The organism is Acetobacterium wieringae (assembly GCF_001766835.1).
Lineage (GTDB): Bacteria > Bacillota > Clostridia > Eubacteriales > Eubacteriaceae > Acetobacterium > Acetobacterium wieringae.
Genome location: NZ_LKEU01000037.1, coordinates 143172 through 169847 on the forward strand (window position 1 = coordinate 143172; position 26676 = coordinate 169847).

The window sequence follows — 26676 nt, forward strand, 5'->3', positions numbered from 1 at the left end:
CATAATCGTCTTTATTATTCCATAGTTGAAAATATTGTTCTCATCTCTAAAATATTTTCTGAAAAATTTTAAAGTTCAACAACGGATTCCCATTGAACTTCCTCAGGCATCGACTTTTTTTGATAAAATCCCAGTAGCATCAATGCCAGCACCGAAGCAATGGCAACGGTCCAGTACACCTGTTTGAAGCCATAATTGAGGGTTTTCTGAAACTCATTTTCAAGCTCCGTTTTTTTGCTGTCAATCGCTGCCAGATAATCATTCTTAGAACTTTCAAAGGCTTCCGGCACGGCGTTCTTCATGATTGTCATCTGATTTACCATGGTCGTTAACTGGTTTTTTACATCCGCCATCGCATCAATGGCTATTCCCATCTGAGCCTGATTTGCCTGAGCCGAATCGCGTTGCTCTGACAAGCTCGCAATGGCGCTCTCCAACACCCAGATCTTGCCATCAAGATCGTCAATGGTTTTTACGTCGCTGAGCTCATCCAGTACAGTTTGCGGTAGCTGGTTGCGTACACTTTCCGGAATCATGCTGACCACATCCATCGGAGCTGCACTCATGGTTGCTGCTGGTGGCGGACCGGCCACTCCTGGTGGCATCCCGGCTGGTGTCGACACTGCCATTTGCGCCGCTGCTGCGGCCATCATTTCTGCCATCGTCACACGCAGACTTTCGAGCTGGTGAAGGGCCTCTTGCTGGGCCGCAAGCGCCGCTTCCATGCCATCGATGCCAGCGCTAATGCCATCATAACCAGTTCGCAGTTCGGCAATGTTGCCATCCAGTTGAGTAATCCCGGTATTAAGCCCATTGATGCCATTGTCGATGCCGCTATTAATCTCGGCAATGGTATCCGGCATCATAATTGCAAACATCCGGGCTGCAAAGGTTTTGCTGTTTTCGGTAATGGTGGTGACGTCCGACTCCTTCATCAGGGCCACCAGCTCCTCAGGAATATCGTTACCACTGTTTTCATTCATATTGATTTCAATCGTCTGCTTGGCCGTTAAATCCGGCAAGCTTACAGTCGCCAGCTGATCACCAATATTTTCGTTGCTTTTTAGCTGATTAAATTCATCTGTTAGCTCCTGAGCATAGGGTAAGGTTGGTACGCTCACCTCCGTTGGTAATAGATTCATGACGTTTGACTGCACCGACAACCCGGCATGGGCAATAAAACCGACCATAATCGCCGGGGCCACTGCCGTTCCAATCGATCGGATCAATGAGACTGTGGCCAGCGCCGAATTGGCCTCCGCCGCTTCGGTGTTGTCCAGCATCATATAGTTAATCGGGGTTCCCATGGTAAAGCCAATCCCCAACCCCATCAAAATCAGACTGACCACCACCGTCAGGATGCTGGGATAATTAGTTGTCACAAAAATCAAAAAAAGTGAACCGATACATGAAACCAGAAAACCAAATCCGAGGGTTATTTTTACTCCAAATTTATCGATAAGCTTGCCCGAGAACGGAGCCCCGACGCCAGCAAAAAGACCGAGAATAATGACATAGTAACCACCTTTTCCAGCTGGTGTTTTCATCGCATTTTCACAAAACTGGGGAACAAAAATCATCCCCATGATAACCATCCCGGTGATAAATGACAAGACCAGGGTGATCAGAATATTGCTGTTTTTAAAATAGGCTAAGTTGATGACCGGATCTTCAGCTTTTTTCTCCACCAGAATAAAAATCGGCAGCAACAGCATAAAAATGATCAAGAATGGATAGACTGCCGTGCTGAGAAAGGTATTGGCAAAATCAAAGAAATCGATGTTCTTCAAACCATAAAGGACACAGAGAACCATGATGGTGACGATGGTGATTCCGCCGATATCGATTTTTTTGACATTTTCAATCCGGGTATTTGGCAGACAAATGAGTCCTGCCGCCAAAATAAAAATCGTAATCGGTACATTAATATAAAAAATATACTGCCAGTTGGTAGTTCCAGCCAAATCCAGAATGGCACTGCCAGCGGATGCACCAAATATATTGGCAATCCCATAAACGCCACCAACCAAACCTAAGGCCATGCCCCGCTTCTCTTTGGGAAAGGTGGTGCCAAATTCGGCAGTTGCCACCGGGACGATGCCACCACCACCGATGGCCTGAACTGCTCTCGCCACCAGCAGCATCGGAAAACTGGCGAAATTCTGAGCTAAACCACAAAATAATGAACCCAGACCAAAAAGCAAGATACTGAGAAGATAAATGTATTTTCTGCCAAAACGGTCAGCCAGCTTGCCCATTACCGGGATACTGGCCGCATAAGCCAGTGTATATATCGTTATCATCCAGATTCCGGTTTTATCGTCGACCATTAAGTTGGTTTGAATCACCGTTCTGGCCGGGGTAACAATGCCGGTATCCAGGGCGCCCATAAAAATCCCCAAAAGATATACGACCATGACCATGCCGTAGCTGATTTTTTTATTCTGATTTGTCATTTGATTTGCAGTCCTTCCTTTTTTACTGGTGGTCGATCGAGTCTTTTTCATTAATCCTGGCCACATTGTCAGCGATTTTTTTTGTGATCCTGCGATATTGTTGAATTTCTTCATCACTTAAGCCTTCAAAAAAAGACTGATTCCACTCCTCCAGTGCTGCTCCCATTTCTCCCAGGATACTTTGCCCCGCCGGGGCAATCGATATCAGGTTTTCCCGTTTATTCTCAGGATTCTGATGGCGCTCAATCAGGCCTTTCTCCTCCAGTTTTCGCAAAGTTTTGGCGATTGCGCCTTTATCCAGCATAAAATGCTGGGCAATGGCATCCTGATTAACCCCATTGTTTGAAGCTAAATACATCAGAATTACCTGTTCAGGAAAACCCACCCCAGAATTATGCAAGCGCCGTTCACAAAACACCTTGCTATGACGCACGATGATCGAAAGATTGTTCATTAACATTGATTACCTCACTCAGATATTTAATCTGTTGTCGTTGCAACTGTTGAATTGGCAACTATATTAACACAATAACCTGAGCCTGTCAACGATAAGATGATTTCATTTTTCAAATCATTATCTATCATTTCAAGTATGTGTTTTACAAAGAATCCTTTAGATATCCATTTCTAAAATAAAAATACTCCTTCCACAGCGTTATGATTAATAATTTAATCACCACACTGTAGAAGGAACATGATCCCATTTAGTTGCTATAAAGAATTCGAGAATGTTTATATAATTCTTCTCTAAACGTTGGTGTCATGATCCCACCCAAAACTGCATAAACACTGATAAACGAGGATTTACCCGGTATACATACTTTGTCTGCAAATGTTCTTGCATATTCCCGCTGTTTATCCTCGCTGGTTGTGGCTGGATCAAAAATTTCTGGTATCATTCCTAAACATATCCGATCACCATACTTTTCAAAAAGCTGTAGGGTATCATTCATGTTTTGTGGACTCCATGAGTCCCATCCGGCATCGAGAATACACTGAATGCGGGATTCGATATGACCACAGCTATGAAGATCAGCCCACAGTCCTTTCGCATGAATATGGTCAGTCAGTTTTCTCATGTAAGGAACAATCATTTCCTGAGCGGTTGCTTCAGAAAAAAACGGCGATCGTTGTGACCCCCAATCATCATGTACGGTAAAACCATCAATGTGATCATAATATTCTACAAATTTATCCACAATGCGACACGCCAGATCAGTGGTCGCCTCAAAAATCTCTGACGGCCTCTGTCTGATCTTCATCAATCAGAGCTTCTGCCGCTCTTTCAAATCCCATAAACGAAATAAGTCGTTCAAACCACCATCCGTTAATCTGCCATGCCAGCACAAACCCGTTGCCATTCAAAAAAGTACCATTGTTAGCTTTGGCACTGCCTTCCCAATCCCAGCTATCAATGTCGGGAAACTGTAATACTTCTTTCCAGTCGTTGGCATCGTTTAAAATATGATTTCCGGGTCTCACCATGGAACCCTGGGCATCAGGAACATATTCCCATGGTATCCCGAACATGTCAATACCATCCTGAGGCGGCATCATATTCGCTTCAAATACAAAGGCTCTGGCAATATTATCCGGGATCACACTGGGACAAAACAAGGCCGACTCGTTTCCCAGACTTTCCCAGACCGGTTCTTTTTTCATGGTTCGTAAGTAATTTTCTTTCATCGATACTGGCGAATTGTAAACGGGGTCTGTGGTACCAAAGAAATTTGGTATTTCTGCAACAACCTGCAGTTCTTTCGAATCAAATGGTATTTTATTCATTGTTATTTTGCCTCCAGTTTCTAATAAATTTTATTGTCATTAATTTTACCCGGTTCGGGATGTTGAGTGATGCGCCAAACGATTAGCTTTCTTGCGAAGATCATGATGATAAGAAGGGTAATAAACGTTTTCACAGCAAACAAACCTACCTGAGTGTCGTCATCATGGTGCCGAGTTTACGAAATACTCGTATAATAACTACTACCTCAGTTGGTAATTCATCTTTAAAATCTAATTGAATGCGTTTAATTATTTTGCAACTTAACCGGTTAAATTTATATCATTGTATAATTTTACGATTTTAATGTCAATATATTTCCTATTAATTCTGTTTTATTCGTAATATTATTAATAATACTCTTCTTTACTATTTTTTTTGCAAGCTATAATATTAATTAAATTTATATAAAAAATAGTTGCCGTTACCTCGGCCGTAACGACAACTACTGCATTTTTTCTTTTCGGTATTTTGATTGCTGCTGTTCCCAACTGTAATCTTCTGACCAACGAACTTACTAATCAACTGACAATTGATTCAACGATTTGATTTTACCGGTAGTTACAGTTCACTACCCTTTTCGATGCTTGCGTTTAGGGTTACTTCGGGCCAGATAAAAATAAAGAATCGCCTGAATCAGGGTGACCAGACCCATAATGATTTTTTCAAACCAGGTGCTTCCGAATAGATTACCCAGGGTATTTAAACAAGCAAAGAAAAAAGACAGCCAAAGATATATTTTTGAAGCCAAATTAAACTGCCGATATTCAATCACCCCTGCAGCTACAGCAATTAACGGTAAGCCAAAGCTTACCACAATCACGCCGATGATCGACGCTTCAAAAAAGAGTACTGCCATTAAGATCAGTGCAAAAATCAACCAGCCGATATAAAATTTTTTATAGGCTTTGACCCGAACCAGCCCGGAAGCGGCCGCAACTACCGGAATGCCATAGATTATCATGACAATGCTGGTAGTCGCCGTGCGAACCGCCGCTTCATAGCTATCCAGCTGACCGCCGCTGATTGATTCATAAGGTAGAATTTTGAGAATGACGAGTAAAAATACCGCAATTGTAAACAGATTCAGAATAATAATGCCTTTACCCGCCGTTTTTCTGTTGAATTTCATCGTACCCTCCCTTGTGATTGTGACTTTAGGTAATTGCGTAATGAAAAAACATCGAACACTGCATTGTTTTACGCCCAGTTTTGCAATAACCTCGATTGTGATTTTGCGTACTGAACCGTACCGTCAAAAGTAATCTGGAAGCAGTGCTACCGAAACGTCCTTTAGTTGCTCCCAGCTTGCCTCACCGCACTTGACCATGCAGGGGCTTGTAAGGCTTTTCTGGAGATGTTCCGGGAGTAGTCGGAATCCCATTTTTTTATAAAAATCAGGATTGATATCTGAAAAGAGGAAGATGAACACCTCACCGTCTTTTTCAAGCTGTTGAATACATCTTTTTAGCAGAATCCCGGCATAGCCCTTACTGGTGTGCGGCTCGGGTGTCAACACCGAACCTAGGCCATAGGTAGAAATCCCCAGCACGGGTTCCAGCGTCAGAACAATCAATGAACTGACCAAATCACCCTCACGATCGATGACATAGCGTTTTCCAAAAGCATCTTCTTTAGCGTTGTCATGAATGTACTCTGCCAGGGTTCTATTTTTATGCCAGACCCGGTAGGCTTCTTTGAATAATAGCGTCCGCTCCGCTTCGGTTGCTTCCCGGATTATCATCTGTCGGGGTCCGGTTTTAAGATAAGCTTGCCACTCATCATAAATCTGACAAAGCTCTGCATCCAAATAGGTAAGAGCCTTTTCTTTAAGCGCATGGGGCACCCCATAATATGCTTCTGCAATGGCCCCGGTGATCGCAGCCAGGGTGTCACTGTCTCCCCCGACGGAGATGGCCGTCCGGATGGCATCCTCAAAAGATGCGGATTCCAAAAAAGCCTGAATAGCCTGAGGCACCGTTTCCTGACAGGTTTCATTAAACTGGTAGCTGTCCCGAATTTCATCAATGGTAAAATTCCAGTGATAGAAATAACCATCAATCCGTTCCCGAATGGCTGCTTTGCTGGCTCCATTGCGGGCCATGTAAATGGCTAAAACAGTCGCTTCCGCACCTTTTAAACCTTCCGGATGATTATGGGTAACCCGGGTAATTACTTCCGCAAGTATCCGGGCTTCGGTTTCGGATCGCGCCGCAAAGGCCGCCGGACTGATCCGCATGGCGGCGCCATTGCCGTAACTGTTGTAGGGCTGGGGATTATCACAAAAAACCCATTGCCCAAATCGACCACCATAACCACAATGAGGGTATTTCTGACCAATTTTCTGCATCCATTGCACGGTTAATCGTTCTACCCACTGATAGTATTCGCGATTTCCCAGCCCATTATCCAGGGGGAAACAGCCAGCTTGACCTGCTTCCATGATCGCTTTGGCAACCGCCAACGTCATGATGCTATCGTCAGTAACCTCACAGGCTCTGGTAAACAGGTCAAAGTCCTTGCTCCGATGATTATTAAATTCAAAACGGGAACCGACAATGTCCCCAATAATCGCACCCAGCATATTGCTCTCCTTGTTCCGTATTTATTTTGCGATGCCTGTTTTATCTAAAAAATCAATGACCTGATCCGCCATCAGACGGTGCCCGGCCGGACTCTGGTGAATTCCATCCAGATACAGATCGTTGTCACGCCAGTCGCCAGCAGCACTGAAATCCAGGGTGAAAAGTTGGGACGAGGTGGTATAATCCCGCAACCACTGACAATAGTCTGCGATCATCACCGCAGCTTTTTCAAAGTCAACCATCTCCCCGCCTTCTTTAAAGGTTACCGGCAGATGAATCGGTGGTGGTATCGCCACAAAAACCTGAATCCCCTTCGCTCTGGACTGATCAACCATGGCGGCCAAATTCTCAGCCGCCTGTTCCCAGCTGCGGTTAAAAAAGATATCGTTATAGCCACCCATCAGGATCATCCCATCGGGTTTTGCCTGAAATACCTGTCGTTGAATCCGTTTTAGCATTCCGACGGTGGTATCGCCACTGACGCCCCGATTGACCAGTTGAATTCCCGTCTTTGTTGCTGCGATCACATGCCATTTATCTTCCCGGGACACCTGATAGCCAAAGGTCAGGCTGTCACCAAAACATATTATCTTCACCATTTTCTCCTTAGCCGCGTACTGCTCTTGCAGTTGTTATAGACTCAGTTTATCACAGCGCAATCGGTTTTACAATTACAGAGACCACCTTTTTCCAGGTGGTCTCTGAGGATTTATTATTTGATTGACGATATAACTATTTTGCTAAACCTTCCTGATTTTAAATTGATCAATCATCTGTTTCAGTAACACGGATTGTCCGGAAAGCTCCTGACTGGCAGCCGCACTTTGTTCGGCGGTAGCCGAATTCTGCGAAACAACCTGAGCAATCTGTTCAACCCCGGTGTTAATTTGGGCAATACCTGTGGCCTGTTCATTGGAAGCACCAGCAATATTCCCAATTAAGCTGGTAACCTTGCCGATGCCGGTGACGATTTCGTCCAGTGCTCCAGCGGTATCATTGGCTATTTTGGTGCCCTCCTGGACATTACTAATTGAACTTTCTATCAGAATGGTCGTCTCTTTGGCAGCTTCGGCACTTCTGGCGGCCAGGGTTCGAACTTCTTCGGCTACCACCGCAAAACCCTTGCCATGCTGGCCAGCCCGGGCGGCTTCGACGGCGGCGTTAAGGGCCAGGATATTGGTCTGAAACGCAATGTCATCAATGACTTTGATAATTTTAGAAATATCCTCAGATGATTTATTGATTTCCACCATTGAACGCTGCATCTCGGTCATCTGTTGATTGCCTTTTTCAGCATTGCCCATCACATCAGCAGCCAATTCTCTGGCCTTGTTGGCATCCACGGCGTTATTCTTGGTCTGATCGGCAATTTCGGCAATTGAAGCGGTCAGTTCCTGTATCGAGCTGGCCTGTTCGGTGGAGCCCTGAGCCAATGCCTGACTGCTGTCAGACACCTGATTGGCGCCAACATTGACCTGGTCAGCGGCGATGTTTATGTCACCCATGACCGCATTGAGTGAATCGATAATCACATTAAGGGCATTGGAAATGGTTACAAAATCGCCCCGGAAGGCTTGCGCATTTGCAATATCCAGATTTCCCAGCGACAATTGTTCGATCTTCTCAGTGATTTCGCCAACAACCTCCTCCAGTAGTGTGGCCGTGGAATTGACACTCTGCTTAAGTAAGGCCACATCGCCACGATAATCACCACTGATTCGAACCCGCAGATTTCCATTGGAAATTGCTGACATGATGTCTCTCACTTCGCCCAAGGGTTTGTTCAATTCTTCGAGAATGGCATTCATACCGCCAACCACTTCCCGCCAGGCGCCCTGGAAGGTGGTGGCATCGGCTCTGGCCTGAAGATTTCCATCAATGACAGCATTGGTAATCATATTGGCATCATCAATCAAGGTACCAATGGATTCCTTAACCAACATCAGGCTGTTATTGATCTCACTAAACTGAGCGCTGACTTCTTTGGTATATTCATCAGCGGCGATACAATTCATATCAAAATCAAGATCACCTTCGGCCAATCGCATCAGATTGGCACCAAGACGGGTGACTTCCGCTTTGGTATAGTCACTGACGCGAATCATCGGTGTGATATCCGTGATCACTTCGATAAAACCGATGTTCTCACCATTTTTGTTTTTTAAGTAGGCAGTCGCCTGTTTATTGCTGCGACCAACCCATTCAGAATAGCTTTCGGAGTCGCTCTGATCCACCAGTTGCCGGATTCCACAGCCTTGAGACTGACAAATACTGGTTCCGGCATTGAAACAATCCATCCCACAGGCCGAATTTCGATCCTTAATTACCCCATTTTTAATCATCAGCTCTTCAAATACATGATTCATAAAGGTCCATTTCATGTCGTTGTCTGTGACGTGAACCGGAATGGGAATCCCATCGATGATCGCCTCATACCAGAACATCTTGTCTACAACCGTGTCCAGAGTCTGATTAACACCAGCAATCACCTGTGCATACTCGCCGGAGTGATTTTCCACCCTTGCCCGCCGGGTGAAATCTCCCTGGATGGCTGCGTCGGAGAGCATAATGGTATCAGAAACCAGGTTGCCGATCGATTCCTTAATTGAAACCATGCTGCTACCCAGCACATCTTCTGAGGATTTTGGCTGGATGTTAATCGATAAATCGCCTTTGGCAATCGCTTGGGCTGTCTCAGACTGTTCCTTGATGTTCTCAGCCATATTTACAAAGGAACGGGTCAGCTCACCAATTTCATCATCTTTGGCACCTTCAGCCATGGTTTTATCAATATTGACGTCACCCAACGCCAGACAGTCAGCCGCTGCCACCAGCCGGGTAATCGGCCGGATGAAATTTCGGGTAGAAACTACAATGATTGCCAGAATCACGATCAGTCCCAGACCAAAAATCAGTAACATCATTGTACGAATTCCTGAGAAGGTTTTACTAAACTCTGACGTTGGAAGCCCAGTCGCCAGTACCCAACCGGTATTACCGATTTCGGTGACATACCCCCGGCTTTCGATGCCCCCCGTTGTATAGGTGATCGGGCCGGTGGTCTTATCCATCAGTGCCGCAATGATATTTTCTGACATATCCGTATCGGCAAGCATGCCATTGCTGTACTCTTTATTGGGATGATCAAAAACCATCCCGCTATTGGTTGAAACCACAAAAAATCCGTCTTCGCCAATTTTATTTTCAGCGATGATCTCTTTGATCCGGTCAATGGAAACATCCACACAGGTGGCCCCCATCAGTTCCTGAGTTCCTGGTTTAAATACCGGGGCAACCACACTGACAATGATCTTCTGGGTTGTGATATCCACGTATGGTTCCGAGATAAAAACTTTTTTTTGCGCTACCAGTTCTTTAAACCAGGGCCGGGCATTAATGTCATAGGACGGATCAGATACGACTCCGTCAGACTGGGTAAACTGACTGGAGTCGACGTCAGCAATCCAGGCCACCTGAATATTTTGGGGATCTGACGCTGCAACGTTGACCAGATGCTGCTTGATTTCCAGAAAATTGGCTGTTGAAGTAATGCCCACCCCCGGTGTGACCTGATCGAACAGACTCTGAATTTCCGGACTTGCTGACAATTGACTGGCATCCTCCAGATATTTTGTAAAATATGTTTCGATTTGATTTGAAACCGATTCAGACTGGGCTGATAATTCATTAACCTTAATTTCTGCAATCGACTGATCCACCACATACAGGGCAATCCCAGCGACAACTGCGAAAATAACCGCAACTGGTACTCCAATCCCCAGTAGCATCCGAACAAGTAAACCTCTCTTATGATTCATACTCTTTTCCTTATGATATCCTCGATATCATTTTCGTCCTTTCTTCGTTGATATATTTTTGTAGTGTGACCGACCTAAAACCTTTTGTCATGATGTTACCATAAAATTGAAGGGTTGATTCTTCTCCAAACATTTTTTACATCCATTTAACATTTACTCGATTTATTTCTTCCAGTTCCTTTCAAAAAAGACAAAAATGAGCGCAACAAAGCCGCGTTAACGGCTTCATCGCACTCATCTAATGTCGGTTATTATTTTATTGAACTTATTCTATAACAGATCAAATAAAAAGGCAACTAAACTTTTTGCCAGAGCCAGACGACAGACCACCAATGAACTGCAAATTATTTCCCTGAAAATCGCTGTAAATTGTTCCGATTGTTACTATTTCTGTTTGTTTTGCTGTGATATATTATGTTCAACCTAGAAAAACCACAGAAAAATCGAGACAAAGACGTCGAAAAAAATCTTCGGCGTCTTTGTCATTTTTTGAAGGCAAGACAAAAAATCTATTTGAATTCATTGCGAAAGGAAGTAATACCATGTCACGAATTAATTATTCATCAGGAGCACCTTTAGAAGAAAAAGTCGGCTATTCACGGATGGTAAAAATCGGCAATCTGATTATGATCGGTGGCACCACCTCGGTTCAGCCGGACGGCAGTGTTTACGGCGAAGGCGATCCCTATGCACAGGCCAAATACATTTTTGAAAAACACGTTAAACTCTTAGAACAGGCTGGCGCAAGCCCAGCCGATGTTGTCAAAGTCATGTGTTATGCTACCCGGATGTCCGATTGCGGTGAAATTGGCCGGGCTTATTCGGAGTTTTTTAAAGAGTATCGGCCGCTTTTTACCGCAGTGGGAACAACGGAGCTCAACCGCCCCACCCAACTATGTGAGATTGAAATGACGGCGATTATCATTTCCGATGAAGGTGGGTGTGAGTGATGAACCGGATCAACGAACATCCCATTCTTGGCGAACCTGAAAAAGGCCAGCTGGTGTCCTTTTATATGGATGGCAAGCCGATGGAAGGTTATGCTGGTGAACCCATTGCCGTCGCCCTGAAAGCCGCCGGCGTGATGACTCACCGCTACACCCAGAAAAATCATGAGCCCCGGGGGATTTTTTGTGCCATTGGCCGCTGCACCGACTGTGTCATGATCGTTGATGGTGTGCCCAATATCCGCACCTGTATTACCCCATTAGTTTCCGGGATGCAGATTCAGACCCAGGATGGGGTCACAGCACTGGAGGTAAGCGATGAAACGTTATGATTTAATCGTCGTGGGAGCCGGTCCTGCCGGACTCTCAGCGGCTATTGAAGCCGCCCGATGCGGCATGAAGGTTGCCGTTTTTGATGAAAATGCCAAACCCGGCGGACAATTATTTAAGCAAATCCATAAATTTTTCGGTTCAAAAGAACACCAGGCCAAGATTCGCGGTTACAAAATTGGTGAAACACTACTCGCCGAGGCTGATGAATCCGGGGTTGAAGTATTTCTCAATGCCACCGTCGCAGGCATTTATCTGGACAAAGAAGTGCTGGTTCAAATCGGTGAAGCAATGACGCACTTCAAGGCCGATACCATCATTATCGCTACTGGGGCAGCGGAAAACATGGTCACCTTTGATGGCTGGACCCTACCTGGGGTGATTGGTGCCGGAGCCGCCCAGACGATGATGAATCTTTACGGCATCAAGCCCGGTCAACGGGTACTGATGCTGGGCAGCGGCAATGTCGGTCTGGTGGTCAGCTTCCAGCTGATGCAGGCTGGCTGTGAAGTAGTGGCCCTGGTGGATGCTGCTCCCAGGATAGGCGGCTATGGCGTTCACGCCGCCAAAATCGCCCGCAGTGGGGTGCCTTTTTATCTATCTCATACCATTACTAAAGCTGATGGGACTGATTGCGTCACAGGCGTGACGATTGCCGAGGTTGATGAAGCGTTCACTCCGATCCCCGGCACCGAGAAACACTTTGATGTGGATACCATCTGTCTGGCCGTCGGTCTCTCGCCAATGTCGCAGCTACTGAAAATGGCTGGTTGCAATATGGTTGATGATCCCCGGCGCGGCGGTCAGGTACCCTTGGTTTCTGAAAATGGTCAAACCTCAATTCCCGGTCTCTTTGCTGCTGGGGATGTTTCTGGCATCGAAGAAGCCAGCTCAGCCATGATTGGTGGCCGGATGTCCGGTCTGGCAGCCGCAGCTTATCTGGGCTTTCTCAGTGAGCAGGATAAAGATAAGCGTCTGGCTGACCTGGAAATCGCCCTCGATAGCCTGCACCAGGGGATGTTTGCCCCCGGCAGCAAGGGCCAAGCCTTCGCCAAAACCGATGAAGGGATTGCCGTGTCCCAGAGTCTGCTTAAAAAAGGCTATCTTGATGATACTGATCTTGAGCGCTTTTTTCATCGATCTGATCAAACTGATAAAAAATCCGGTATCCATCCGGTGATCGAATGTACTCAGAACATTCCCTGCAATCCCTGTCAGGATGCCTGTACCAGGGGTTGCATAAAAATTGGTAAAACCATCACCGCCCTGCCCCGAATTGATGCCGCCAACAGCTGCACCGGCTGTGGTCTGTGTATCGCTTCCTGTTCCGGTCAGGCCATCTTTCTGGTGGATGAAGACTACGCTCCGGGCTACGCCAGCATTACCCTACCCTATGAATTTTTACCCCTGCCCCAAAAGGGCCAACTGGGAACAGCCCTGAGCCGCAGCGGTCAACCACTGAGCACCGCCGAAATCATCGATGTTCGCAGTGCCAAGGCCTTTGACCACACCACCCTGGTCACCATCAAGGTACCGGTAGCTCAAGCCATGACCGCCCGGTTTTTTAAACCCGCAACCCATGCGGCCGGACAATAAGAAAAGGAGAAACGACGATGAAATCTATTAATGATCGTTCACAAAATATCGGTTCCTTCGTTTCCCAGGCTGACGACACCATCATCATCTGCCGCTGCGAAGAAATCACCAAGGGCGAAATTCGCCAAGCGATTCACGACGGAATGTTTACTGTTAATGAAATCCGGCGTTACCTGCGGGCTGGGATGGGGCTTTGTCAGGGCCAAACCTGCGGTAAGCTGGTTAAAAACCTGATTGCCCGGGAGCTTTGCGTCATCCCCGATCAATTGGATCCGGCCACCAGCCGATCACCCATGCGGCCGGTGGAAATGAAAGTATTAGGAAATGAAGAGGTGACCCATGTCTAAACATACTGACGTGATTATTATTGGCGCAGGTATCATCGGTAATGCCACCGCCTACTATCTGGCTAGAAAAGGCCTGTCGGTGACGGTTCTTGAAGCCAGCAAGGATATTGGCATTGGTGGTTCGTCCCGAAATGGTGGCGGTGTCCGCCAGTCCGGCCGGGATACCCGGGAACTGCCGCTGGCGATGTGGGGGATTAAAAACCTCTGGCCGGGACTGTCCGAAGAACTGGGTGTGGATGTGGAATACACCCAAAAAGGTAATCTGCGACTGGGGAAAACGGAGGCCCATCAAAAAATTCTTCAGGGCTTAACGGATAAGGCCGTAGCCTGCGGGTTGGATGTCCGGATGATCAACGGCGATGAAATTCGGGCCATTAATCCCTACCTTTCCGACGAAGTCACCTGTGCCAGCTGGTGTCCCACCGACGGCCATGCCAATCCGCTGACAGCAACCCTCGGTTACTATAAAAAAGCCCGGGAATTGGGCGTCCGCTTTATTACCGAAGCACCCTGTTTCGAACTGCGAAAAATTAAGGGTGTGATCCGTCAGGTTGTCACCCCGGATGCCATCTATGAAGCCGACAAGGTGCTGGTGGCGGCCGGTTTTGACAGCCGCAAAATATTAGCGACTGTCGGCATCGATGTGCCAATGATGCCGCTTAAAATGGAATGTCTGGTTACCGAAGCCGAACCGCCGATGTTTCTGCAAATGCTGGGGACAGCTGATGCCGATTTTTACGGCCATCAGTCCAAGCATGGTTCCTTTGTTTTTGGTGGATCCTCTGGTTTTGAACACCTCAACAAAGACAATGGCAGCCCCATTTCCAGTAGCATCGGCGCCTCCTGTACCTGCCGGGGGATTATTAAATACTTCCCTGCACTTGCCGATGCCAAGATCGTCCGGGCCTGGGCTGGCTGGCTGGATGACTGTGCCGACCATGTTCCTGTGATCAGCCCGGTGGCAGAAGTGCCCGGTTTGTATATCGCCTGCGCTTTTTCTGGCCACGGCTTTGGGATTGCTCCGGCGGTGGGCTACAACGTCGCCGAAATGATTGCTGACGGTCACTCCACTATCGATTTGTCAGCCCTCCGATACGACCGCTTTCAACCCAAACAATAAGCCTGGACTAGGCTCAATACGAAAATTAGAATTTTCTTAACTATGATTGCAAATGTAATTTAGTGCCGATTTTTACTATTCTTTTCTTTCGAACTATGGTATATTGTATACATAATAAGCAGTGAACCAACAACTACTCAGACAAGGATGTCGAAATCGAAATTTCGGCGTCCTTGTTTTTTTATGTCGGTTCTTGCCAATTATCCAGTTTGTTCAGAAAGGAAAGCGCACGCTTCAGGTTTTAGCTATGATTGATCTATTGCAACGGTATGGCTCTTATGCATCATCCCCACAAGAAAAGGAAAGTATCATCATCCCTAAACAACCCTTGATGGTCAAGCACGCCCAGGGTTATGAGTACTTTGACTACCGGGCTTATGGTATCTCCCACTTTTATCGCTTCCAGGTTACCCAGGAAATGTTAGAAACCGCCACCATCGTTCCCGATGGCACCGTCGACATCGTCTTCCGCTGCGGCCAGGATCATCTGGATGCAACCTGCTATGGTGCCGTTCTGAAAATGCATTCGATTGAATATGCATCGGTTTTTCATCTCAACGATACTATTTTTGGCATCCGCTTTCTGCCTGGCAAAGCGTTTTTACCTAAGGGCTATCCGATTGGCAGCCTGACCGAGAGCTCTGTGCCACTCCCGGAAATCTGCGAGGATCAAGCTATGATGGAAGGCATTACCCGCAGTAACGATTTTAAGGAACAGATTGAGTTGTTTCTCGATGCCTATATTCCTGACTATCAGAACTATTACAGCCCCGGCGTTCGTCCTTTCAGTTATCGGATGGTGGATGAGATCACCAAGGTCGTCGGGATTATCAATGTTAATGAATTAAGCCAAAAAGTCGGCTATACACCCCGTTATATCAACCAGCTTTTTAATAAAGAAATTGGCTTGCCACCCAAGACCTTCTCCAAAATCATCCGTTTCCAGAATGTGTTGCTGGCGCTGGGGAAAGATCAGCATATTTCAACCATCGCCGCAGACATGGGCTATTTTGATCAGTCCCACCTGCTTAAGGAATTCAAGCAATTCACGGGAATCTCTCCCGGAAATTACCGTAAATCCCTGACTAAAGGCACTGCTATCCGAATTTGAACAAAAAACTTTATTCATCCTGTTTATTCAAGAACACTAAAATAAAAATTATTTGGAGGTTTATATTATGACATTACCAGGAATTGATTTTTTGTATTTAAATGAAGTCGATATGATTAAGGCGGGGGTCAACAATGTTGTGGCCTGTACTGACTGTATGGAAGAGTTGTTAAAGCTGCTCGATATGGGTGACTACCGGATGGGTGGTGATAATGGCAATTCCCACGGTTGTATGATTACCTTCCCGGAAGATCCCGAATTCCCCAATATGCCAAAGAACGGCCCAGACCGTCGCTTTATGGCGATGCCCGCCTATGTCGGCGGCAAGTTTGACGTCGCCGGAATGAAATGGTACGGTTCCAATGTAGCGAACCGGGATAAAAATCTGCCCCGTTCGATTTTGATGATGATGCTTAACGATAAGGACACCAGCGCACCACTGGCCTTAATGTCCGCCAACCTGCTCAGTGCTTACCGGACTGCGGCCGTTCCTGGTGTCGGCGTCAAAAATCTGGCCCTTAAAGATGCCAAAGTGCTGGCAATTATCGGTCCGGGCGTCATCAACTCCACTGCCATCGAAACCTTTGCCGCCCTACGACCAAGTCTGACGACCCTTAAAATAAAAGGCCGGGGCCAGGCCTCCATCGACCGTTGTATTGAATTCGTTAAGGAAAAATGCCCGCAGTTTACCGAAATTATAGTTTGCGAAACCCTGGAAGAATGTGTTCGGGGATCTGATATTCTTAGCTTTGCCACCTCAACTCCAATGGGTGCTGGTCCTTCGGCCTATCCTTTTGTAGATGCCGAGTGGATTAAGCCCGGTGCCCTGTTCTGTCTGCCTGGAGCGGCTGATTTTACCGATGAATTTATCCAAAGCGATAAAACCAAGCTGGTGGTTGACAACATTTCCCTATATGAAGCCTGGGCCGAAGAATATCCCTACCCGACCTATAATATCGTTTATATCCTCGGTTCCAAATTTATGGACATGATCCATGATGGCAAACTGGCCAAAACCGATATCCACGATTTAGGAGCCATCTTAAACGGCAAGGTGCCCGGCCGGGAAAGCGACGACCAGATTATCCTCTACTCGGTCGGTGGGATGCCGGTGGAAGATGTCGCCTGGGGTAAAGAGGTTTATGACTATGCCCGTAAGCATAATATCGGGGTTAATCTGAATCTTTGGGATAAACCATCTTTATACTAAGATCAAAACGATCCCGAATCTCGACTGGACAAAACACCTAAGCATATAAATAAACCCTTTACCATTTGCTTATAATTGGTAAAGGGTTTTCGTTCGTCGATAAATTGTCAGCACTGGCGTTACCGTAGCACTGGCGTTACCGGAATTCTGCTCTGGTGATCGAATAAGCTTTGACATCCAGGATTTCACCGGTGTAGATCTTGTCCGCCTGCCGGATTGTTCCTTCATAATGAAAACCACATTTTTCAATCACCCGCTGGGATCCGAAGTTTTCCGGATAATGCACCACTGAGATCAGACCCAGACCCAGGGTATCAAAGCCATAGGCCAGCACGGCTCTGGCCGCTTCGGTCATGATGCCCTGCCCCCAGAAATCCTCACTGAGCGCGTAGCCGAGCATCCGGGCCTGGTCATTCTGACGATGAGGGTCCTCGATTAATCCGATTGAGCCGATAATCTGGTAGTCTTTTTCAATTCCCCAGATATTTTCCTGGCCCACAAAGATCGTCTTCATAATTTCTTGTGTTTCTTCAATGCTTTCATGAGGTTTCCAGCCAGCCCGCGGGCCAACATTCGGGCTTTTTGAATAAGTAAAAACATCATCTGTGTCAGCCATGGTTAACGGTCGCAATTTCAGGTTTTTGGTAATAATGTAATTCATTTTAGTCCAACTCCATATTTTTAATAATCTCTTGATATCGTGCCGTGGCAGCTTCCGATGGTTTGCCTTTTTGACAGATCGTAAGCCCCCTCAGTTTGCGATTGGGACGCTCGACAATCATCCGGCCCTGACTATCCAGCTTCTGCTGTAACGCTACCAAGGCTTCGCTAAAGCGTTTGTCTTGCCGGGCTTTTTCGTAGAAAGACAGCACATAGACATAATAAAACAGGTTGTAGCGCAAAAACGGATATTCCACCTGCATAAATAATTTGCCAATGCCATAGTGACAGGGCCCCACCGGCATCTTCACAGTCCAGTGATCCAGCAGGGTTTCAACTGCCCGGTCAAGATCAACGATGCGAGCCGCTCCCGCATGAAAACCGGCCAGACGAAAAGCATCCAAGGCCAGCAGAGTCACATTAGGATTTGACGCATCAGTTTCGGGGCCATGACCATAGATAAATTTGTTGCAGCGCCAGCCACCGTCATCGTAGCGGTCAGCAAGCAGATAATTCAGTGCGTCCTGAACCCGGGGATGACTGGCGTAACCATTGCGACACAGACCGGCCACCCCATGGGCGGTATGACAGGGATAGATTGCACCTTTGGGGGCAATCCGCACCCGACCGTCGGCTCTTATGGCTTTCAGAACCAGCTCCGCCGCCCCTTGCAGGGCTTCATGATCCCGAGGCACGTTAAGTTCACTGATGATCATCAGTGCGGTCAGGGTACTGATCGGTTTTTCAATCCCCAGGCGGCCGTCCGGGGTTGCCCAGAAATCGGCGCCATTATCATGGCGGGTGGCCAGGATCTGCTCCCAATCCGTTTGACTTTTATTTTTAATTATCATCGCTGGACTCTCCTTCTAATTATGATTTTAGAGCTAAGTTTTATTTTAAATGTGCTCATTCTTGCTCAATACCATTACCTGACTGTAATCACAATGAATTGTTTGTATCATTTCAAAACCAAAGCGAAAAAGATACTGATCCATCTCAGTTTTAAGAAAATCCTCAAATCCTGCGGGTTCGGTTTTTTTAACGAGATAAAACAAAATCCGTTGAACCAGGCTGACTGGTTCCTCCCATTCCACGACAATCAGTTTTCCGGTATTTTTCAAGACTCTTCTGGCCTCCCCAAGCAGCTTGCCCGCCAGAGCCAGGCTTAACTCGTGCAGCACCAGCGATATCAGCACCACATCAAATTCCTCGTTTGAAAATTGCAGGTTGGCCGCATCCATCTGAAGTAGCTTGACGTTGGATATCTCTGCTTGCTCCCATTTTGCTACGGCTTTTTTAAGCATCGCAGTCGAAAGATCAATCCCGATCACTTTGGCATTTCTTCTGGCCCCGGCAATGGCAAAGGCATTAGTCCCGGTGCCGGTACACATGTCCAGAACTTTTAATGGTTCTTCTCCTAATACGGAAATGACGGCATTGCGGGGACTGGAGGCCGCCTTTCTAAAGTAAGTCCGATCTAATATATCGTAGACCTTGGCATTAAATTGGTAGTTTTCATCTGCCCCCATTTTTTCTCACTTTCATTCACAAGTATGTGTTCTGCCTAACTGACACAGTCAAGCAGTTTTTTTATGTTTCACTTCATCAACTTTCATCGCTGCTGTATTCCCTGATTATGGACTCGATCCCGGCAATGGTTTCCTCTCTGCCAAGAACATAATCGCTGGTGGGCAGACTGTTAAAGAACTCTTCAAAGGCATTGATGATGTTGACTTCGTTAATTGCCAGGTGCTTAAAGATGGTTTCGTTACCCCGTTGATAATGAAGAATCAGCCGGAGCGTCGGGTCTTCATTGGAAAATTCCACTGCCGAATTCATAAACAGCCGGTCCTCGTTGATGGCATAGCATTTTCTTTCACTGGCAACCAAATCAGCATGCAGTTGCTTAATCAGCTGCAGCCTTTCTGCAGGCGCAAAAGGGTAAACCATCTCTTCCGGCAGATAGATGTAGCCATCCTCCATGAATTGCCGCAAATATTTCAGGGAAAAGACATCCACCATCCCCTTATTATCGGCCCGGAATTTATCATAAAAAGGAAGCACCGCCGCAAGCAGGGCCTCAAAATAAGGGAAATCACGGTTTAGCTGTTTTTCGATCATCTCATCGGTGAAATAACGGGAAAAACAGGGGATCGGTTGCATCACAAGTTTGGTGGGAAGAGCGTCCTCCAGGGCGTAAATCTCAAAAAGATCCCGACTGCCATGAATAAACGGAGCACTATTGTCTAAAAGATCTGAAAAATATCCATCATAGACCTGATAAAGCCCCGCATCCTGGTATACAACTGCGGTGGCGAGATCCTTTGACAGGGTGATCAATCGATTTGAGGTTAGCAGATAATACGGGAACACCCCACCATCAACTGGATGCCAGTCGGATGGTCGGTAATAGAAACGGGATTGGTAATCGACATTGTCAAGCAGCGAAAGCGCCGCCAGTTTTTTAAAGGCCAGCAGACTTTGATCGGCCTCCGATTGACTACAATTTTTGGGGAAACTAACGATATCCTGTAACACCAGATTTTTTCCGGAGCCCATCATTTGCTGAAAAATGTAATCATAGACGACATCCCAGTCATAGGGAATGACCTGCCGGATTTGTGGCGTCGAACTGGCAAAAATTTCGCAGTCAATGGCGCTTTCCACCAGTCGTAGTACATTGGCATGTCCACTCACAATCTCCATGCCATCGATTAACGAACTTTTTACAACTGCACCATTTTTTAAACCGATTTCTTTAGAAAAGGGAATGGTATGTTCGGTTAGTTCAGCAATCGTTTCGATCAGGTCGACGATGGCTTTCCGGTTATAATAGTTTCGTTGGCCAATGGTTTCCATTTCCAGGACATTTTTCAGTTCCTCTTCTTCCGCTGCCGACAGCCGTAACGCTTTGCACAGGCCACTAAAAATCTTTTTAGAAGGCAGGCGCTCGCCAGATTTTACCCGCTGCAGGGTTGTCCGGTCGATCTTGCCGATCTCCGCCAAAGCCTGTACCGTTTCGCCGCTATCGACAATCAATTCTTCTATTCTTTGCGCAAATAATAACATGCTAAACGCTCCTTAATCTTTTTAAGCTGATAAAGTTAATTTTTAATCTAAACTTTCTTTTTCCGAACACAAATAATTTTCCCCAAGGCAATACGACTTGAACCAGCCTTAATCTTTTTTTCGATAATACTCGATTTTGGCATCAAGGTTATAAAGATTTTGGGCCCATTTCTGCTGTTCCGCAACAACGAATATGCGGTGGGCTTCAAGCATTTCCAGTCGTTCGTGGACGGTCTGATCGCCTTTGGCTCTCAAATCGGCGTATTTTTTAATATTCCGCAATGGCATCCCGGTCTCTTTCAATCGCTGGATGAAACGAATCCATTCAATGTCGTTCTCGTCATAGTTACGTCGTCCCCGGGCATCACGGGAAACGGCGATCAATTCCTTCTTTTCATAGTATCTCAGGGTATATTCACTGATCTGAGTCAGTTGGGCCATTTCGCTAATAATCATCATAAAACCTTTCAAAAATAGGGTTGACTTAGACCATAGTCTAAGCACTATACTGGGATTATAAAGAATTTGGAGGTAATCACAAATGGATCAAACACGTTATCAAATTGGTGTCGCACAGTTAAAAAAAATTGATGGAGTTGGCGGCGAAAAGGTGATCGAATCGCTGAAAACAATCGCTCCCGACTTGGGCAACTACATTATTGAATTTGCTTTTGGCGATATCTACCCCCGGGAAGGTCTCTCCCTTCAGGAACGGGAACTAATCACCATCACCAGCCTATTGACCACCGGTGGCTGCGAACCGCAATTGGATGTTCATATCAATGGCGCTTTGAATGTCGGGATTTTGCCAGAGAAAATTATTGAAGCCTTTATTCAATGTATCCCCTACACCGGATTTCCAAAAGTTTTAAACGCCGTTGCCGTTGCCAAAGAGGTCTTTGCCGCACGTGACGCCCATAACCAGTAGACTACTGGCATGAGCTGAGCTATAACCGTTTTTGAGGCGACTGAAATGACCTCTTCTTATAAGCTTTATTTTACGGCAAAAAAGACCGCAAAGTTTAGATATTTGAAAATACAATCAGCTTTGGAAAAACCTTCTGCAAGGAGCCAGGCCATCTGGTCATTGAGCGGGGCGGTTTGATTAAAGGAGATGCGGTGATTGGCATCGTAATCCTGACTGTATTAGTTGAAAACATCTTATAAATGCATTGCTTAGCCTCTTTTCGTTTACCTATCATTATACGCCTTTTAATGAAAAATGGCTATGTAAATCAGGTTCTTTCGGCCATCCTTTACAATTCTGCCATTGACGAACCTCCTTTTTATCGGTACACTTTAAAAAAGACCCATTCCACCAAGAATGGGAAAATCTGCGAAAGAAGGTCGTCGTCGTGCTGGAAAAAATAATCACCTCCCCCCGGGGCACCGTTTTCTACTGGATCGCCCGGCATCAGGATCCCCAGGCAACTTGTCTGGTCTTTACCCATGGTCTTACTGCCAATCATCGGATGTTTGATCACCAGGTGGCTTCTTTCAGAAAGCATTACACCGTCATCAGCTGGGATCTACCCCTCCATGGGGCTTCCCGTCCCTATACGGATTTTTCATTTCACCATGCCGCTGCCGATCTGGATGCTATTTTGAATCAGGAAAAGATCCCGGCGGCGGTGCTGATCGGTCAGTCACTGGGAGGCTATGCCTGTCAGCAGTATGCCCTGGATTTTCCGGACAAGGTGCTGGCTTTTGTGGGAGTCGATACCTCGCCCTTTGGCCCTTCCTACTATTCCCGGTCAGACCGCTTCTGGGTCCGGCAGGTGGAATGGCTGTCCCGCTGCTACCCCCACGACAAACTGGTGACAGCCATTGCCAAAGGAGCCACCCATACCAAACGGGGCTTTGACAACATGATGGCAATGCTGGCTCCCTATGGCAAAGCGGAACTCTGCCGAATCATGGGAACCGCCTATACCAGCTTTCTCCGGGAAAACTGCGATACGGCCTTTTATTTCCCGGTGCTGCTGACCCTGGGCGAATATGACCGCTTCGGCAAGGTGCCCCAATACAACTGGGCCTGGACGGCCAAAACCGGTTATCCCCTAAAAATCATTCCCGGGGCCGGCCATAATGCCAATGTCGATAATCCGGTGGTTTTTAATGCCGTGGTTGAGGATTTTCTTGATAGCCATCATCTGGTTTAATAAAGGCAAGGAGCAAGGCCATGACAAACGACTCACAAAAACATATCGACGACTTTGACCGTAATAACCAGAGCAATACCTTTCTAACCGGCGAACTGTTCCGTTACCTTGGTTTTACCCGGGATACCTTACGGCATTATGAGGCCATGGGGTTGATCAAACCGGGACATGACCAGAGTAACAACTATCGCCAGTATGGTTTTGATGAAATTTATAAGTTGCTGATTATTGAATTTTATAAAAAAAGAGGTTTCGCCCTGGCGGAAATCAATCAGCTGATTGACCAGGATCAGCTCTCCGGCATAACAGAGAATCTGATTGAAAAGCAGGCGGCCATTGAGCTGGCGATTAAAAAACAGCAACAGATGCTGCTAAAATTAGCTGACACCCAGGCCTTTTGTCAGTCACTGCCGCACCACCTGAATCAGTTTTCCATCCGGAACTTTCCACTGTACGAGATTATCAGTTCCTTTTCGGCGATCTCCGCCTTTGATGAATATCAGGAAAAGGTTCTTGCTCATCTTAATCTGGCCGATGAGGATCTGCTGACCAATATGATCCGCTGTGTCACCTTTGATACCACCCAGTATCAGGAAACCCAGATGCATCTCGTCGTACCGGCTACCGCTCGGGAAAGCGGCAAAGACTATCTCGATGACGGTCCCTGTCTCCACATTGTGGTTGAAAGCGGCCGTTACAGCGATGCGGCCAATCAGGTCATAGACAAAACCCGACTGGCCGCTTATCAATGGGCGGCAGAAAACCAGCTCCAGCTAAAGGGCTGCGTTTATCTGCATGTCCGCCTGATTCTCTTTCACGACAATCTGGAACAGGCCTTCGTGGAAGCCTGGGCGCCAATTGATCAAAATAATCGAACAGAATAATTTCAAAAATAATGATTGACCTGGGGGCTGCCCCCGGCTTTATACTCGAGACATATCATTACTAAGGAGTCAAAAATGAAAACCATGATTGTCCGAGAATATAATACTGTTATGCTGCCGGATTCGTATTTACTGGATTTGAACACGCACCAGATAAAAGGCTGCTGTGGCTGTTGGACCTGCTGGTGGAAAACTCCAGGGCGCTGTATCCATCATGATCTGGATTGCTTTTATCATCATTATATCACCGCTGAAAAGGTCACTTTTTATCTCACTGTGTCCCAGGGTTTTATCAGCGCCAATCTAAAAACTTTGTTTGACCGGATGATTCCCCTGTTTCTGCCCTATACCAATTATGGTTCGGGTGAATCGATGCACGACCCCCGCTATGAGCGGTATCCGGATATCGAAATTTATTATCAGGATACTTTTTTTAATACGGCAGAAAAACAAATCTTCGAAGATTATCTGCAGCGAACCTTCTACCAGTTTCACAGCAAAACTATCCACCTGACTGGGGAAACACCCGGGGTGCGATCATGAAAACTCTGATGCTAAACGGCTCCCCCCGGGCCGATCACGGGAATACCCAATTATTTATTGACCATTTTCAATCAGGTCTGACCACACCACTGCCGGTTCGCTACCTGCTCCGGGAAAACCCGACAACCTTGGCGCTGGCGATGAAAGAGTATGACACCATTCTGCTGGTGATGCCACTGTATATTCATGCCATGCCCGGGCTGGTGATGAAGCTTTTTGAAGAACTGAAACCCCAATCCAGCCATCATCAAAAAATCGGTTTTATTGTCCAGGCAGGTTTTATTGAAAGTGCCACCGCCCGCTATCTGGAAAACTATCTGTCCGCTTTGGCCCACCGCTTGAATTATACCTACCTCGGCACCGTCATCAAGGGCGATGCGGCGGCCTGTTCGATCCTGCCGCATTTTTTCTTTGGCAGACTGTTTAAACAGCTTAAAGCGCTGGGTGTCGCGTATGAAAAAACCGGGAGCTTCGATCCGCTCCTCGTCAAAAAGCTGGGTAATCCCGTTTATTTATCAAAATTTCAGGTACGGTTATTGGAATCCCGCCTGGTCAGCCGACTCAATCAGGTTGGTTGGAACTGGATTCTTAAGAGAAATGGTTGTTTTGAAAATCGTTATGATCGACCCTTTCTTTGATGGATGCCAATGATTATCATAAAACGATTATAGCAGGATTTTCTGTTAAAAAATTCGCCATTTTCAGCAAACTCTAGCACCTATTTCCGATTATTATTTAAATCTGCCAAGTGATCAGTAAAACCCTTCAAATTTCTGACACCATTTTGACATAATTAAAGTTTAACATAATGGGCATACAATTATTGGAGGTATCATCATGGCAAAACCTAAAAAATTCAACCTGCGGCTGATGGTGCAAGTCTTTTTCTTTGCGCTGATCGCCCTGATTTCGGTCAATAAAACCCTGGCCGCTGTGGGCATCGGGATTCCTTTTTTATCTACGGCATCCCTGCATGCCCTGTGTCCTTTTGGCGGGGTAGAAACCTTTTTCTCCCTGGTAACAACCGGATTTTTTGTCCCCAAAACCCAGATCTCTTCAGTGATTTTAATGAGTCTGGTATTTCTGCTGGCGCTGCTTTTTGGTCCGGTTTTCTGTGGCTGGATCTGCCCCTTTGGCGCCTTTCAGGAATGGATCGGCAAAATCGGGAAACGCCTTTTTAAGAAACGCTATAATCAGTTTATCCCCGCAAAGTTGGACCGGGTGCTGCGCTATTTACGCTATGGCGTACTGGTCTGGGTCCTGACAGTGACCGCCGTCTCCGGGGCCCTGCTGTTTGCCAATCTCGATCCCTATCATGCCTTATTCAAATTTTGGACCGGGACGGTGGCCCTGCCGGCCCTGATCCTTTTAGTCGTGATCACCATCGGTGCCTTGTTTCTGGAACGACCTTGGTGTAAATATGCCTGTCCCTACGGGGCCCTGCTGGGTCTTTTCAATAAGATCCGAATCTTTAAAATCCGCCGGAAAACCGCTACCTGTGTCAGCTGTCAGAAATGTAGCCGCAGTTGTCCGATGAATATTGATGTTTGTCGCACTGAGACAGTCACCAGTCTCAGTTGCATCAGCTGTTATGAATGCACCTCGGACCGAAATTGTCCTAAAGCTGAAACCCTGGTGGTTCAGGCCACCAAAAAAAGCCCCCAGGTTTCCATTACCGTGGTGGCCATTGTGATGCTGACCGTCTTTATCGGCGGAATTTTCGGAACAATAGCCCTGGGCGTCTGGGATTCAAAAACCCAAGAACCAGGATCGGGGGGCAAAAACAACGGCGGCGGACAAAAACAACAAGTGGAAATGCAAGAAGAAGACCAGGACAAGATTTCGGATTAACTTGAAACGATCGATTTTCTACCCGCTGATTTAACAACTGTCACAAGACGGATTAGCTTAAATATAAATTGTTTATAAGCGTATACGAATTTTATACAAACGTTTACAGCTTGTCTATTTACTTCCTGATAAATGGTGATATAATGAGTCTATATCAAAGATCAACTCAATCATTTTCAGTAACAGGTGTTACGAATCATTTGT

27 protein-coding genes are annotated in these 26676 nt (G+C 46.5%); 13 read left to right on the forward strand and 14 right to left on the reverse strand.

From position 1 onward, the window contains the following. Positions 1-68: 68 nt before the first annotated feature. From ACWI_RS14345 to ACWI_RS14380, 9 genes are all read right to left on the reverse strand, one after another. A complete protein-coding gene (locus ACWI_RS14345) occupies positions 69-2456 on the reverse strand; it encodes an MFS transporter (RefSeq protein ID WP_084633720.1) in 2388 nt (795 codons plus the stop codon). A 22-nt stretch (positions 2457-2478) separates the two neighbouring features. Continuing rightward, positions 2479-2916 carry a MarR family winged helix-turn-helix transcriptional regulator gene (locus ACWI_RS14350; RefSeq protein ID WP_070372126.1) on the reverse strand — a complete coding sequence of 146 codons (438 nt, stop codon included), beginning with the start codon at positions 2914-2916 and terminating at the stop codon, positions 2479-2481. Positions 2917-3160: 244 nt separating this feature from the next. Next, a complete protein-coding gene (locus tag ACWI_RS19395; protein ID WP_070372127.1) occupies positions 3161-3718 on the reverse strand; it encodes a uroporphyrinogen decarboxylase/cobalamine-independent methonine synthase family protein in 558 nt (185 codons plus the stop codon). Continuing rightward, the gene (locus tag ACWI_RS19400) at positions 3684-4241 is read right to left on the reverse strand and encodes a uroporphyrinogen decarboxylase/cobalamine-independent methonine synthase family protein (protein WP_070372128.1); all 558 of its coding nucleotides are present in this window, start codon (positions 4239-4241) and stop codon (positions 3684-3686) included. The genes ACWI_RS19395 and ACWI_RS19400 overlap by 35 nt, the downstream gene beginning before the upstream one ends. A 348-nt stretch (positions 4242-4589) precedes the next feature. Then, positions 4590-4730 carry a hypothetical protein gene (locus ACWI_RS19060; protein WP_175440955.1) on the reverse strand — a complete coding sequence of 47 codons (141 nt, stop codon included), beginning with the start codon at positions 4728-4730 and terminating at the stop codon, positions 4590-4592. 80 nt (positions 4731-4810) lie between these two features. Further along, positions 4811-5371: a hypothetical protein gene (locus ACWI_RS14365; RefSeq protein WP_070372129.1), complete on the reverse strand. Its 561-nt coding sequence runs from the start codon at positions 5369-5371 to the stop codon at positions 4811-4813. Positions 5372-5494: 123 nt separating this feature from the next. After that, positions 5495-6823, reverse strand: a complete 1329-nt coding sequence (locus ACWI_RS19405) for a GNAT family N-acetyltransferase (protein ID WP_070372130.1) — start codon at positions 6821-6823, stop codon at positions 5495-5497. Between the two features lie 21 nt (positions 6824-6844). Continuing rightward, entirely contained in the window at positions 6845-7423 is a 579-nt protein-coding gene (locus tag ACWI_RS14375; RefSeq protein ID WP_084633721.1) for a GDSL-type esterase/lipase family protein, read from the reverse strand. A 141-nt stretch (positions 7424-7564) separates the two neighbouring features. Further along, positions 7565-10642 carry a methyl-accepting chemotaxis protein gene (locus ACWI_RS14380; RefSeq protein ID WP_070372132.1) on the reverse strand — a complete coding sequence of 1026 codons (3078 nt, stop codon included), beginning with the start codon at positions 10640-10642 and terminating at the stop codon, positions 7565-7567. A gap of 542 nt (positions 10643-11184) precedes the next feature. Between ACWI_RS14380 and ACWI_RS14385 the strand changes: the two genes are divergently transcribed. The 7 genes from ACWI_RS14385 (at position 11185) to ACWI_RS14415 (ending at position 17303) form a co-directional block, all read left to right on the forward strand. After that, entirely contained in the window at positions 11185-11592 is a 408-nt protein-coding gene (locus ACWI_RS14385) for a Rid family hydrolase (protein WP_070372133.1), read from the forward strand. Then, positions 11592-11921 (forward strand): (2Fe-2S)-binding protein, encoded by a 330-nt coding sequence (locus tag ACWI_RS14390; protein WP_070372134.1) that lies wholly within the window; start codon positions 11592-11594, stop codon positions 11919-11921. Before ACWI_RS14385 ends, ACWI_RS14390 begins: the two co-directional genes overlap by 1 nt. Beyond that, a complete protein-coding gene (locus tag ACWI_RS14395; protein ID WP_070372135.1) occupies positions 11908-13515 on the forward strand; it encodes an FAD-dependent oxidoreductase in 1608 nt (535 codons plus the stop codon). Before ACWI_RS14390 ends, ACWI_RS14395 begins: the two co-directional genes overlap by 14 nt. Before the next feature lie 17 nt (positions 13516-13532). Beyond that, a complete protein-coding gene (locus tag ACWI_RS14400) occupies positions 13533-13862 on the forward strand; it encodes a (2Fe-2S)-binding protein (RefSeq protein ID WP_070372136.1) in 330 nt (109 codons plus the stop codon). Continuing rightward, positions 13855-14982 carry an NAD(P)/FAD-dependent oxidoreductase gene (locus tag ACWI_RS14405; RefSeq protein ID WP_070372137.1) on the forward strand — a complete coding sequence of 376 codons (1128 nt, stop codon included), beginning with the start codon at positions 13855-13857 and terminating at the stop codon, positions 14980-14982. Before ACWI_RS14400 ends, ACWI_RS14405 begins: the two co-directional genes overlap by 8 nt. A 247-nt stretch (positions 14983-15229) precedes the next feature. Further along, entirely contained in the window at positions 15230-16093 is an 864-nt protein-coding gene (locus ACWI_RS14410; protein ID WP_070372138.1) for a helix-turn-helix domain-containing protein, read from the forward strand. A 67-nt stretch (positions 16094-16160) separates the two neighbouring features. Next, on the forward strand, positions 16161-17303 hold the full coding sequence (locus ACWI_RS14415) for a tyramine oxidase subunit B (protein ID WP_070372139.1): 1143 nt from the start codon (positions 16161-16163) through the stop codon (positions 17301-17303). A gap of 136 nt (positions 17304-17439) precedes the next feature. Here the strand turns inward: ACWI_RS14415 and ACWI_RS14420 are convergent, their stop codons facing one another. From ACWI_RS14420 to ACWI_RS14440, 5 genes are all read right to left on the reverse strand, one after another. Continuing rightward, positions 17440-17964, reverse strand: coding sequence for a GNAT family N-acetyltransferase (locus tag ACWI_RS14420; protein ID WP_070372140.1), 525 nt, complete (start codon positions 17962-17964; stop codon positions 17440-17442). Position 17965: 1 nt separating this feature from the next. Continuing rightward, positions 17966-18814, reverse strand: a complete 849-nt coding sequence (locus ACWI_RS14425; RefSeq protein ID WP_070372141.1) for a prenyltransferase/squalene oxidase repeat-containing protein — start codon at positions 18812-18814, stop codon at positions 17966-17968. Positions 18815-18859: 45 nt separating this feature from the next. Further along, positions 18860-19492, reverse strand: a complete 633-nt coding sequence (locus tag ACWI_RS14430) for a class I SAM-dependent methyltransferase (protein ID WP_070372142.1) — start codon at positions 19490-19492, stop codon at positions 18860-18862. A gap of 76 nt (positions 19493-19568) precedes the next feature. Then, positions 19569-21032 carry a helix-turn-helix domain-containing protein gene (locus tag ACWI_RS14435; protein WP_070372143.1) on the reverse strand — a complete coding sequence of 488 codons (1464 nt, stop codon included), beginning with the start codon at positions 21030-21032 and terminating at the stop codon, positions 19569-19571. 108 nt (positions 21033-21140) lie between these two features. After that, the gene (locus ACWI_RS14440) at positions 21141-21491 is read right to left on the reverse strand and encodes a MerR family transcriptional regulator (protein ID WP_338078303.1); all 351 of its coding nucleotides are present in this window, start codon (positions 21489-21491) and stop codon (positions 21141-21143) included. A gap of 82 nt (positions 21492-21573) precedes the next feature. Between ACWI_RS14440 and ACWI_RS14445 the strand changes: the two genes are divergently transcribed. The 6 genes from ACWI_RS14445 to ACWI_RS14470 all read left to right on the forward strand — a co-directional run bounded on the left by ACWI_RS14445 (position 21574) and on the right by ACWI_RS14470 (position 26472). Next, on the forward strand, positions 21574-21960 hold the full coding sequence (locus tag ACWI_RS14445; RefSeq protein ID WP_070372144.1) for a carboxymuconolactone decarboxylase family protein: 387 nt from the start codon (positions 21574-21576) through the stop codon (positions 21958-21960). A gap of 427 nt (positions 21961-22387) precedes the next feature. Next, positions 22388-23194 (forward strand): alpha/beta fold hydrolase, encoded by an 807-nt coding sequence (locus ACWI_RS14450; protein ID WP_084633722.1) that lies wholly within the window; start codon positions 22388-22390, stop codon positions 23192-23194. Between the two features lie 20 nt (positions 23195-23214). Then, on the forward strand, positions 23215-24078 hold the full coding sequence (locus tag ACWI_RS14455; protein WP_070372145.1) for a MerR family transcriptional regulator: 864 nt from the start codon (positions 23215-23217) through the stop codon (positions 24076-24078). Between the two features lie 75 nt (positions 24079-24153). Then, on the forward strand, positions 24154-24621 hold the full coding sequence (locus ACWI_RS14460; RefSeq protein ID WP_070372146.1) for a hypothetical protein: 468 nt from the start codon (positions 24154-24156) through the stop codon (positions 24619-24621). Then, a complete protein-coding gene (locus tag ACWI_RS14465; RefSeq protein WP_070372147.1) occupies positions 24618-25259 on the forward strand; it encodes an NAD(P)H-dependent oxidoreductase in 642 nt (213 codons plus the stop codon). Before ACWI_RS14460 ends, ACWI_RS14465 begins: the two co-directional genes overlap by 4 nt. A gap of 199 nt (positions 25260-25458) precedes the next feature. Then, the gene (locus tag ACWI_RS14470; protein WP_070372148.1) at positions 25459-26472 is read left to right on the forward strand and encodes a 4Fe-4S binding protein; all 1014 of its coding nucleotides are present in this window, start codon (positions 25459-25461) and stop codon (positions 26470-26472) included. Positions 26473-26676 lie beyond the last annotated feature (204 nt).